The sequence below is a fragment of the Cephaloticoccus capnophilus genome, assembly GCF_001580045.1.
GTDB lineage: Bacteria > Verrucomicrobiota > Verrucomicrobiia > Opitutales > Opitutaceae > Cephaloticoccus > Cephaloticoccus capnophilus.
Map to the genome: position 1 here is coordinate 19,388 of NZ_LSZP01000060.1, position 11,890 is coordinate 31,277.

7 protein-coding genes are annotated in these 11,890 nt (G+C 60.9%); 2 read left to right on the plus strand and 5 right to left on the minus strand.

Annotated features, from left to right (window positions below; genetic code table 11):
* Positions 1–29: 29 nt before the first annotated feature.
* Both AXK12_RS07760 and yajC read right to left on the minus strand, forming a co-directional pair.
* Entirely contained in the window at positions 30–2,579 is a 2,550-nt protein-coding gene (locus tag AXK12_RS07760; RefSeq protein ID WP_068713144.1) for a protein translocase subunit SecDF, read from the minus strand.
* A 154-nt stretch (positions 2,580–2,733) separates the two neighbouring features.
* Positions 2,734–3,063: a preprotein translocase subunit YajC gene (gene yajC, locus AXK12_RS07765; protein WP_068713193.1), complete on the minus strand. Its 330-nt coding sequence runs from the start codon at positions 3,061–3,063 to the stop codon at positions 2,734–2,736.
* A gap of 181 nt (positions 3,064–3,244) precedes the next feature.
* Here yajC and speA point away from each other — a divergent pair, with 181 nt between their 5' ends.
* Entirely contained in the window at positions 3,245–5,200 is a 1,956-nt protein-coding gene (speA, locus tag AXK12_RS07770) for a biosynthetic arginine decarboxylase (RefSeq protein ID WP_068713146.1), read from the plus strand.
* 77 nt (positions 5,201–5,277) lie between these two features.
* On the opposite strand, the gene hrpB is transcribed toward speA, so the two are convergent.
* Positions 5,278–8,061 carry an ATP-dependent helicase HrpB gene (gene hrpB, locus AXK12_RS07775; RefSeq protein ID WP_231863597.1) on the minus strand — a complete coding sequence of 928 codons (2,784 nt, stop codon included), beginning with the start codon at positions 8,059–8,061 and terminating at the stop codon, positions 5,278–5,280.
* A 115-nt stretch (positions 8,062–8,176) separates the two neighbouring features.
* Between hrpB and typA the strand changes: the two genes are divergently transcribed.
* The gene (gene typA / locus AXK12_RS07780) at positions 8,177–10,009 is read left to right on the plus strand and encodes a translational GTPase TypA (RefSeq protein ID WP_068713148.1); all 1,833 of its coding nucleotides are present in this window, start codon (positions 8,177–8,179) and stop codon (positions 10,007–10,009) included.
* 145 nt (positions 10,010–10,154) lie between these two features.
* Here typA and AXK12_RS07785 read toward each other — a convergent pair whose 3' ends face one another.
* Both AXK12_RS07785 and AXK12_RS07790 read right to left on the minus strand, forming a co-directional pair.
* On the minus strand, positions 10,155–11,072 hold the full coding sequence (locus AXK12_RS07785; protein WP_231863598.1) for a metallophosphoesterase family protein: 918 nt from the start codon (positions 11,070–11,072) through the stop codon (positions 10,155–10,157).
* A 114-nt stretch (positions 11,073–11,186) separates the two neighbouring features.
* A complete protein-coding gene (locus AXK12_RS07790) occupies positions 11,187–11,792 on the minus strand; it encodes a redoxin domain-containing protein (protein ID WP_156468933.1) in 606 nt (201 codons plus the stop codon).
* Between the last annotated feature and the right edge of the window lie 98 nt (positions 11,793–11,890).

Genomic DNA, 11,890 nt, shown 5'->3' on the forward strand with positions numbered 1-11,890 from the left:
CGTTTAATGCCTAAAGGGCGCGGCGCACGTTAGTCCGATGCTTTGCTGGAGCCGGCCCACTCGTACTTCGGGGCGATATCGTGGTGTTTCTCGACGTGTTTGCGGTCGCCCTTGTGCCACCAGTAGAAGACGGGGCTGGCAATAAAGAGCGAGGAGAAGGTGCCGGTGAGAACACCGATGAGGAGGGTAAAGGCGATGTCGTTTACGACGCCGCTCGTCACCACGAAGAGCACGATGGCCGTAATCAGCGTAGTGCCGCCGGTGATGACGGTGCGCGAGAGCGTGAGGTTGAGCGAACGGTTGATGATGTCGCGCAAGGTCGCGCCCGGGTTTAGTCGCAGCTCCTCGCGTATTCGGTCGAAGACTACGATGGTGTCGTTAATTGAGTAACCGGCGACGAGGAGGATGGCGGCGACCATCGCGGCGTTAAACTGCCGCCCGAAGAGCACGAAGACGCCCACCGTTACGACTATGTCGTAAACCGTCGAGACGACCGCGCCGATGCCGTAGCCAAACTCGAAGCGGAATGCGATGTAGCCGAGGATGAGGAGCAGCGACCAGAAGATGGCCCACAAGGCGTTGCGCTGAATCTCCGCACCGACACTCGGGCCGATTCGTGTTTCGGAGATTGGCGAAAGCCCCGCGTCAGGATGTGCGCTTTGCAGGGCTTCGACGAGTGGTGCAGTTTGGTCAAAGGGCGTCGTCACGCGCAGCACTTCGGTATCGCCACCGATTGCCTGCGTGTAGCTCAGGTTGATGTCTTCGAGCCCGAGCCGGTTGGCGACGTCGCGGACTTGCGCGAGCTCCAGCTTCTTACCGAACGCGAGCACGACTTGGTCGCCCCCGGTGAAGTCGATGCCGTAAACGTCCTTGCCCTTGTAGACGACGGCCCCCGCACCAATGACGACCACCGAGGTCGCCAAGATAAACGCGGGGCGCGTGTATTTGAGGAAGTCGAAGCGCGTGCCTTCGAGGATGCTGAACATTTTCAGCGACTTGATTTTCACGCCGTTAATCAGCCAATCGAGCAGGAAGCGGCTGATGACGAGCGCGGCAAACATCGTGCCAAAGATGCCGATGGCGAGCGTAACACCGAAGCCCTTCACCGGACCAGTGCCGAGCGCGACCATGATCATCGCGGTGATGAGGGTCGTGAGATTGCCGTCGAGAATCGCCGAAAAGGCTTTCTCGAAACCGGCATCGAGCGCGGCCGGAAGCGATTTACCCAGCTTCATCTCTTCACGCATCCGCTCGAAAATCAGGATGTTCGAGTCGACCGACATGCCGATGGTGAGGACGACGCCCGCGATGCCCGGCATGGAGAGCGTCGCGCCGATGCTCGCCATCACGCCGAGGATCACGAGGACGTTGCTCGCCATCGCGATAACCGCGAGGAGCCCGCCGCTCGTGTAGAAAACGATGATGAAGCCTGCCGTGAGCGCGGTGCTAAGGATGAAGGCTTTTTGTGCGCTTGTAATCGCGTCGGCGGCGAGCGAGGGGCCGACTTCGTATTGCTCCTTAATGATGAGGGGCAGGTCGAGCGGGTTGTTGAGAACGTTGGCGAGGTTGAGGGCTTCGCGCTCGCTGAAACTGCCGGTGATTTGCGCGCTCTCGCTGTCGATTTCGTCGCGCACGCTGGGGGCCGAGTAGAGCCGCCCATCAAGCACGATTGCGAGGCGACCGGGGATGCCCGTTTGACGACCGAGCGTGGCGATTTCGCGAGTGACTTCGGCGAAACGGCTGCGGCCTTCGGAGGTAAATTGGAGGATGATCTCGGGCTTCCCGTACATGTCGGGCCGGGCAAAAGCATTGGCAATTGCCGCGCCGGTCATCTCGGGGAGGCGCTTAACGTAAAGCTCTTCGTAGAGGAGTTCGCCACGCGGGCTTTCTTGCTCGAGAGCCATGCGCTCGTAACCCGCGGGGGCGACCGGGCTCGTCTGCGGCGAAGCGGTCGGATGGACGAGACGGAAGTCGAGCCGCGCGGGCTTCTTCACGCTATCGACGACTTCGGGGTTATCTTTGGTGCTGACGCCCGGGAGCTGCACCTCAATCCGCGTATCGCCCACGGGGCGAATGATCGGCTCGGCCACGCCCAGCCCGTCGATACGGGTTTCGAGGATTTCGATGGCCTTGGAGAGTTTTTCGCGGCGCTCGTGTTCGCCGAAACTGGCTGCCGCCGCCTCGTCGACTTCGAGGGTGAAGGCCACACCGCCGCGCAGGTCGAGCCCGAGCTGCAGCGGACTACGGGAGCGGCGTAGCATCTCGTTTAAGAGGATGTCGTTTTTGCGCTCGATATTGCGCAACGAGCCCTCGAAGCGGATGCCCGGGAAGTGCTTGGCGAGGTCAATTTTGCGCTCTTTGCCAAGTTGCTTAAGCGCGACGAAAACGCTCGGCGATTCGCCCGCTGCGACGCGCGCCTCGGCCTCGTCTACGAGCCGCGTGAACTCGGCACGCTCGGCACTGGCCTTTGATTTTATGTAGTCAGGAAAGGGTTGATCCTGGAGGGGGAGAAGCGAAGCGACCGCCCAAAGCACAATCAGAGTGCTCAGGCTCAGCTTCCAGAGGTTACGCTTAAGCATGTGGGTTTGTTTTGTTTGTTAATTGAAAATGAAAGCGCCGCCCGGGGATGGCGGCGTGTGCGTGTGAACAGGCGGAGAAAATGCAGGCCCCTGTTGGGCTTCGTTTAACGGTCGGCCAGCGTGCCGACCGCATAATTGAAACAGCCCGCGACTGTTACTCGCCCGACTTCTTCACGCACGCGCTGATGAAGCTCTTGCCCACCTCGATTTTTACGTTGTCGGCGATACGCACGACAAAGCGGTCGTCCTTCACGTTGGTGATTTGACCGTAAATCCCGCCGGTCGTCACGACCTCGTCACCGCTCACCAGTGCTTTGAGCATCGCATCGTGCGCCTTCTGCTTTTTGCGCTGCGGAGCGATCATCAAAAAATACATCGCGCCAAAGAGCAGAATGATAGGCAGCATGCCGCCGAGAAGCCCGCCGGGGGCGGGCGCAGCGTCCGCTTGGGCGAGGAGGTTAAGGGCATCAAAAAGGGGGGACATTTTCGGCATTGCGTGTTGGTGATTTTAGAAAAAGAAACCGCGCACTTAAGGGAGCCGCCTCTAACCATAGCAAGCCCTAACGCGGCGACACACCGCCTTAGCCTCCACCAAAAACGTCCTCGCAAACGGCCCCTTCGCACCGCACCAAACCGCATACGCAGCCCAATCGAACCTCACGCTCTTGAAACGCAAACCTGCCGCCCACTGGTCCGCCGCCAAATCCGAAGAACTCTACGGCTTTAAGCGATGGGGCGACGGCCATTTCGCCGTCGATAACGAAGGCTTCGCAACCGTCCAGCCACTGGGCGACGAGCGAAAAATCCGCATCCTCGACGTGGTGCGCGAGGCCGTCGGCATGGGCCTATCTGCGCCGATGGTCATCCGCTTCCAAGACCTGCTGCGCAACCGCGTCAGCCAGCTAAACGAGGTCTTCGCCAAGGCGATTAAAGAGGAAGACTACCCGGGCCGCTATCGCGGAGTCTTCCCTATCAAGGTCAACCAACTGCGTGAAGTCGTCGAAGAAATCATCGAGGCCGGACGCGACTTTGACTACGGGCTAGAGGCCGGTTCGCGGCCCGAGCTCATGATCGCGCTCGCCATGCACGAAGGCACGAAGCGACTGATCATTTGCAACGGTTACAAGGACCTCGACTACCTGCGGCTGGCACTCCTCGGGCGCAAGCTCGGCAAGCAAGTCATCATTGTCGTCGAGCAGCTCAGCGAGCTCGACGACATCATCGCCTTGGCCGCAGAGACCGGCGTCGAGCCCATGATCGGCTTTCGCGCTAAGCTCCAAACACGCGGCGAAGGTAAGTGGGCGACCTCCACCGGCGACAACGCCAAGTTCGGCCTCAACACCGCCGAAATCCTCTCCGCTTGCGAGAAACTCAAAGCCTCCAAGCTCAGCGACTGTCTACGGCTCGTGCACTTCCACATCGGCTCGCAAGTGCCGAACATCCTCACGATTAAAAACGCCGTCACCGAGGCATCGCGCTTCTACTGCCAGCTCCACAAAATGGGCTTCCCGATGGGGCTGCTCGACGTGGGCGGCGGGCTCGGCATCGACTACGACGGCTCGCGCACCAACTTCGAGTCCTCGATGAATTACACGATGGCCGAGTATGCGCGCGACATCGTCTCCAATATTCGGGAGATCTGCACTGCCGAGGCCGTGCCGCCGCCCGACATCGTCAGCGAGTCAGGTCGCGCGGTCGTGGCCCCGCACGCGCTGCTCGTCGTCGAAGTCGTCGAGCGCATCAATAAACGCGAGTCACTCGGCAAGCACCGCCAACCCGCCGAGAAACACGCCATCGTCTCCAGTCTCGAAGCGACGCTCCAAAACCGCCCTCGCCTCGGAAAGCTCGAACGCTTCCACGATGCTGTGCAGAAAAAGGCCGAAGCCTTTTCGCTCTTTAACCTAGGCTACCTCGACCTCGAAAACCGTGCCGCTGCCGAACAGCTCTTTTGGCAAATCTGCGAACAAATCGCCAAAGAAATTAAGAAGACCGGCTACGTCCCTGAAGAGTTGCACGAGCTGAACAAGCTCCTCGCCGACCAATACGTGTGCAACTTTTCGGTCTTCCAGTCACTGCTCGACCACTGGGCACTCGGGCAACTCTTCCCCGTCGCCCCCCTGCACCGGCTCACCGAAAAACCCAGCGTCGACGCCATCCTTGTAGACATTACGTGCGACTCCGACGGCAAGATCAGCCGCTTCATCGACCTGCAAGACGTGCAAGACTACGTCCCCCTCCACCCGCTCGGGAACAAACCCTACTACCTCGGGATTTTCCTCACAGGTGCCTACCAAGACATCATGGGCGACATGCACAACCTCTTCGGTCGCGTAAACGAAGTGCACGTCTTCCTAGAGGACGACGAAGAAGACGGCTTCTACATCGAAGAAAGCATCAGCGGCAGCTCGGTCGGCGAAGTGATGGAGGACGTGCAATACCAACAAGCCGACCTGTGCCGCCGCATGAAACGGCAAATCGACAGCGCCACCCGCAAAGACGTGCTCAAGCCCCGCGAAGGCATCCGCTTGCTCGAACTCTACGAACGCCAACTGCGCAACAAAACCTACCTCGGAACCGAGCCGTTCTCCACTCGCCCAAAACGCAAAGTAAAAAAGCGATAAGGCTTCGGCCTGCGCTCACTGCTCAAACGGCGCGGGCCTCGGTCTGCGACTGCGAGCACGCTGCTAATCAAACAAGGCTAAGCCCTCCATTCGTGGCGGGGATAGCGGCGGGAGAGTTCGGCGCGGATTTTTGGATATTGCTCGCGCCAAAAACTCGTTAAGTCGTCGGTGATTTGGATGGGGCGTTGGTTCGGCGCGAGGACTTCGATTCGCACCGGCACTCGGCCTTGGCCGAGAGTGAATTTTCCCTCCACATCATAGAGTTCTTGGATTCGTGCGCTGAGAATTGGCGGCCCCTCCGGCAGATAGCGCAGCCGCGCCCGCCCTCCCCTTCCGCTTCGTTGGCCATTTCCCATTACAAGCCGTTCGGGCAGGTAGAGGTCGAGTGCGGCGAGCTGCTCGGCAGAAAGCCATTCGCGCAAAACGGGCATTACTGGCTTTTCGCGCACTGCCCGCGCCGAGCTTTCGCCGTAGCACAGTTGCTCAATCAAGGTCGCCCTATCCTCCTCGGTAATCGGACTCGACTCCAGTTCGGGAAACCACTCCGCCAAGCGATTCACTCGGATAATCCATTGTTCCACCGCCTCATCCCAGTGTTTGAGTGCGATGCGGCCCGCCAGCACCTCGCGGGCAAGCAGGGCTGCCGCCTCACTCGGCGGCACTTCGTCGCCGCTCACTTTTGCTTCGAGCACGAGGTCGCGAAACCGCCGTTCGTGCCGCGCAACGACGCGCTTGGCGGCCTCGTCGTAGCCCACGCCCGTGGTCACCGAGTAGTCGCCCGGGAAAAGCTCCTCCAGCCACGCTTCCTCAATTTCAGTCGCGAGCCCGAGCAGCGTCGCGACTTCACCACGGCCGCCGACTTCGGTGATTTCGGCCACGACCAAAAGCGGGGCTTGCTGGCAGACACTTTCGCGTGAGAGCAGCCCGCGCCGCCCGTGCACGAGGTCGCAGCGCAGCGTCCCCGCATCGAGTCGCCGTGCGACTTGATCGGAAAACCCGGCTAGGACGCATTTACGAAGTTCGCTTTCGGCCGCCGGGCCTGTCTCCAGTTCCAAGCCTTCTCGTTGGGCAATGTTCAAAAACTGTTGAAACACCGGGCCGACCTGTCGCGCCGCTTGGGCGTGAATCCCGAGTGCGCGGCAAAACTCCACATCGAACCTTGCCTCTGCGGCCGCTTCCCAAGCCCGCATCAAAAGCAAAAAATCGCTCGTGTGCGCCTCGCCAAGGCGTCGTTCGCGCTCGGCCTCCACCGACTTGGGAACGTTCTTGAGCAAGAAACTCCGGTCCTGAGTGAGCGCGGCCATGAGTGCGACCTCGCGGACGCAGCCGCGTTTTTCGGCTTCGATAAGCATCCGCGCATAACGCGGGTGCAGCGGGAATCGGAGCATCCGCCGCCCCAGTTCGGTGATTTTTGAGTGCGCGTTTGCAGAGTCTTCACGCGAAACCCCGCCTAGGTCTTTTAGCAACTGCTCCGCGCGCATAAGTGCCGCCGGATTCGGCGGCTCAATCCACGGGAAGCCTGCAACATCCGCGATCCCGCTCGCTTTCAGCGTTAGGACGACCTCTGCAAGATCGAGCCGCTTGACCTCGGGCACTTCTTGCGGGGCGCGCCGCTCGTGTTCGCGCTGCGTCCAAAGCCGCAGGCAACGGCCCGGCGCAGTGCGCCCGGCGCGGCCCGCTCGCTGATCGGCACTGGCGATTGAGATTTTTTCGACGAGCAAGGTATTGATTCCGCGATGCGGATCGTAGCGGGCGACTCGCGCCAGCCCGCTATCAATGACGAGCGTCACGCCCTCAATCGTGAGCGAAGTTTCGGCGACGTTGGTTGAAACGATGATTTTTCGGCGCGCGCCAGGTGCGGCACCGCCCGCGCTGCGCTCGAGCGCCCGGTCTTGTTCCGCAGCAGGCAAGTCGCCGTGGAGCGGAAAACACTCGAAATCCCTCAAAGCGCGCCGCGCCCCAATCGCCTGCACCGTCCGCCCAATTTCGTAGGCCCCGGGCATAAAAATGAGCACATCGCCATCCGGCTGCGACCCGCCGCCATCGGACGCGCGCCGAGCAAGGGCCTCTTCAAGGTACTTTGCCGCAAGTTCCCAAACCGGCTCTGTATCGAAATTTACCGGACGCGGCAGGTACTCAATTTCGACCGGAAAACTCCGGCCTGCGGAAGTGAGCACCCGACACGGAGCGAGATAGGCTTCAAGTGTCGCGGTATCCAGCGTGGCTGACATCACGATGAGCCGCAGATCGGGCCGCGTGCTGCGCTGGATTTGGAGCGCCCGCGCGAGCGTGATGTCGCCGTAAAGGTGCCGCTCGTGAAACTCGTCGAAAAGGATAGCCGACACGCCGCGTAACTCAGGATCGCCCAGCATTTGGCGCAGCAGCACGCCCTCGGTCACAAAGCGGATACGCGTCGCCGCTGAGGTCCGCGACTCTAGCCGGATTTGGTAGCCGACCGTTTCGCCGAGGGCGCTACCGAGCTCGGCGGCTACCCGCTTGGCGAGCATCCGCGTGGCTAAGCGGCGCGGCTGCAAAATGACGATTTGGCCGCCGCTCGCAGGGCCGCTAGCCTCGTTACCCGCCGAGTCGGCGAAGCCGTGCTTAAGTAAAATCTTCGGAATCTGTGTAGACTTTCCCGAACCAGTTGGGGCCTGCACCAGCACCCGCACGCCAGCGGGCTTCCCCACTGCGTCACTGGCTTCCGACGCGGCGCGCAACGCGGCGACGAGCGGTTCTTCCAATTCGTAAATCGGCAGGCTTAGCGGGTTCATTCGGACAAAGCCCCGATGACGCAGCGGCACCGCACTCGTGCAAAATAAATCGGCGTAATCCTCCGCAGTCTCTACGCAAAGCTCCGACAAGAAAAATGAGAGAAGTATTTGCGTAGTGGGATTGGGCTCCCGCAGCGTTTGCCCCTTTTTCAAAAAAAACGTCAACCGCCTACGCCTACACCGCATCGCAGCCTAGCCCAATCGCATGAACCAAAACATCCGCAACATCGCTATCATCGCCCACGTCGACCACGGCAAAACGACCCTCGTCGACAAACTCCTCAAGGAAGGCGGCGCTTGGCGCGCGCACCAGCAAGTCGAAGAGCGCGCGATGGACTCGATGGATTTGGAGAAGGAAAAGGGCATCACCATCAAGGCTAAGAACACCTCCGTGCACTGGCAGGATAAGACGATCAACATCCTCGACACTCCCGGGCACGCCGACTTCGGCGGCGAGGTCGAGCGCGCGCTGCGCATGGTCGATGGCGTGCTGCTACTCGTCGACGCCTACGACGGCCCGCAGGCGCAGACTCGCTTCGTATTGCGAAAAGCCCTACAGCACGGGCTCAAGGTCATCATCGTCATTAACAAAATCGACCGTGAAAACGCCGACCCGGCCGGCATGTATGACAAAGTCCTAGAACTGCTCCTCGAGCTCAACGCCGACGACGAGCAGTTCGACGCACCGGTCGTCTACGGCTCAGGCCGCGACGGCTACATGATGTATAAACTCGACGACGAGCGGCGCGACATGACGCCGCTCTTCCAGACCATCCTCGACCACGTCCCGCCGCCCTTCGCCAAGCCTGCCGACCCGTTTCACATGCTCGTGTCCAACATCGATTGGAGCGACTACGTGGGCCGAATCGCCGTCGGTAAAATCCTCGGCGGCAGCGTCAAGGTCGGCTCACCCGTCTACGTGCTGCGCCACTCCGAAGGCGGCAAACGCGTGCAAACGAAGATCACCAAAGTCTTCGAGTTCACCGGCCTAGGCACCACCGAGACCGACTCGGCGAGCGCGGGCAACATCGTCGGCCTCGCCGGGTTTGAGGACATCGACATCGGCGACACCCTCACCGCCGATGAAGCCGGTCACGCCCTGCCCTTCACGCAAATCGACCCGCCGACGCTCGAAATGCAGTTTTCGGTCAACGACGGCCCGCTCGTCGGCACCGAAGGCAAGCTCGTCACCTCGCGCCAACTCCGCGACCGACTCATGCGCGAGCTAAAGACCAACGTCTCCATCTACATCGAAGACGCCCCCGACCGCGCCGGCACCTTTAACGTCAAAGCACGCGGCGCGATGCAGGTCGCCGTCCTCGTCGAGACGATGCGTCGCGAGGGCTACGAACTCCTCGTCTCGCGCCCCACCGTCATCGAGCAACGCGGCGACGGCGGCGAGCGACTCGAGCCCTACGAAACCGTGTGGATCGAAGTGCCCGACACCTGCGTTGGCGCAATCATGCAAAACCTCGCCAACCGCAAAGGCCAACTCACCAACATGGAAAAGCTCAACACGACTACCATGATTGAGGCCACCATCACCACGCGCGGACTCATCGGGATGGAGATCGACGTCGTCAACGCCACCAGTGGCCGCGGCATCATGAGCCACCTCTTCAAAAACTACGGCCCCTACGCGGGCGAAGTTTTGACCCGCATCACCGGCACTCTCATTGCGACCGAGGCGGGTGAGACCACGACCTACGCGCTCGTCCAATGCCAAGAACGCGGCAAACTCTTCGTCAGCCCCGGGCAAAAAGTTTACGAAGGCATGATCATTGGCGAAAACCCGCGCAATGAGGACATCGCCGTAAACGCCGTGCGCGAAAAGAAGCTCACCAACTTCCGCTCCCAGGGCGAAGGCGTCGCCGCCGGGCTCACCCCCGCAACCCAACTCTCGCTCGAACGCGCTATCGAATACATCGCCGCCGATGAACTGCTCGAAGTGACGCCGTCGAGCCTGCGGCTGCGCAAACGCATCCTCAACAACGGCGAGCGCATCAAAGCCGCCAAAGCCGGCCGCAACGCACAATAGCCGAGCGCTCAGTGACGACTTCCCGTTTGGCACGCCGCTCGTTTTTGGCACGCCGCCCGCGGGCGGCGTGCCAGAGCGGCTAAGCTCGCCCCCGCCTTTCCGGCTGGGCGAGTCGCCAAATACACGGGTTTTTCACGCGGCTGCTCTATAGCTGCCGGTAGCTCTGCTCGGCCTCTTCGAGGCTGAGCGTGGGGCGGGCGGTTTTAAGCAAATTGAAGTGTCGCAAAAACGGAACGACCTGGGGCGCGCCCGTCGCGATCTCGCGCATAAACATCCGCCCAAGCACCCCCGCGCGCGCCGTGTAGCCGGTTTCTTGGCAACGGCGCAAGGTCGCCTCGACATCGTAAGCCACATTGCGGTGCTCCACGCGAATCGCAGCGGGGCGACCTGCTGCAGAGCGGCTGCGAGTGAGCACGCAAAACTGGGGACGCGGATGCCCATCGAGTGGCAGCCCCACCGCCCCCGTCGTCACAATCCGCCGCCTAGGCTCCTGCACTAGTCGCCGCCCGCGCCACTCACGCGTTGAGCAAAAATGATTGTGCGAACGCACAATCAGCGGCGGCGCATTTTGAGAAAACATCAGGTCAAGCGCCTCGCTTGGCGTGTGCGGCCAAATCGAGTCCGCATCGCTGCGCTGCGAGGCGTGGACGATGAGCAGCCCCGGCCAATCCCGCGAAGTCCACGAAAGCGGCAGCGCCGCAAGCTCGGCGCGCTGGGCCACGCTCAAGTTTTCCAGCGTGTAATGCAGCGGTGCAAATTGCGGCGTCGCCCAAACCGGGTCCGCACGCACGGTGCCGAAATCAAAAACATAACGCTCGTGATTCCCGCGCAGGACCGGACAGCCGAGCGACTTTACCCGCTCCCAGCAAAGCGCCGAATCCGGCCCGCCATCGACCACGTCCCCCGAAACCACGATTTGGTCGGGCGCAACCTGCTCAAGCTCGGCAAGCACCGCCTCCAATGCCGCCAAGTTGCCATGAATATCACCAATAACCGCAAGTCGCATAATCCCGCAGACACTCAGCGAGCGGGTATCCGCTGCGCCACTTCTTTTATGGCGCAAAGCCTCCGATAAAATACCTATGCCAAGAAAACCAAAAGCGCGCACCCGATTAGGTGTGCGCGCTCTAAGTAAGCCAGCCGTGGCCTAGTAGTGGCCTAGTAGTGGCCTAGTGATTTAGTACTTAATCGTGCAGCCGTAAGGCAGAGTCACGGTGGTCGCTACAGGCTCACCGCGCCGGAGTGCATCGAGCGCACTCGTTACATAGTTCTCTGCCTTTTCAATGTCGCTCTGGCGAGTCGAGCGGATGCTATCAATCGCCCCATCGTAAGCGAGTGAGCCATCCGCAGTGATGATAAACAAATGCGGAGTCGTCTTAGCATCGTAGAGCCGCCCCACCGTGCCGTCCGGGTCGCGGAGATATGCGCTCGCCGCCGCTCCCGTACTCGCCTGCCACGCGCGCGCTTCGTCTGCGCTATAGTCGCCCTGTGCTTCGGGATGCGCCGAGTTGATAAGTAGCCAGACGACGCCTTCGGCGGTGGCGGCCTCTTGAGTCTTAGGCAAATTACCGCTCTCGTAGTGTTTTACGACAAAGGGGCATTCGGGATTCACCCACTCGAGGATGACAGTCTTACCGCGATAGTCGGAGAGCCTATGCGTATGACCGTCGATGTCTGTAAGGGTGAAGTCAGGAGCGGCCGCACCAATTTCGACACGGGCGCTTGCTAGAGAGGCGAGCCCAAGGCTCGCCGCGAGGAGGCTGATAAGTGTTTTCAATTTCATGGTCGGACAGTAGGAGAGCGAAGACTGCTAACGCGCTTTGCGGAAGATGCGAACCCATCACGCGGTTTTTTCTTAGTTTTGGGCGGCTTTTACGGATC

Excerpts from the sequence above, each read along its gene's own strand:
- AXK12_RS07760 (WP_068713144.1), bottom strand. The coding sequence starts at position 2,579 with ATGCTTAAGCGTAACCTCTGGAAGCTGAGCCTGAGCACTCTGATTGTG.
- yajC (WP_068713193.1), bottom strand. The coding sequence starts at position 3,063 with ATGTCCCCCCTTTTTGATGCCCTTAACCTCCTCGCCCAAGCGGACGCT.
- typA (WP_068713148.1), top strand. The coding sequence starts at position 8,177 with ATGAACCAAAACATCCGCAACATCGCTATCATCGCCCACGTCGACCAC.
- AXK12_RS07790 (WP_156468933.1), bottom strand. The coding sequence starts at position 11,792 with ATGAAATTGAAAACACTTATCAGCCTCCTCGCGGCGAGCCTTGGGCTC.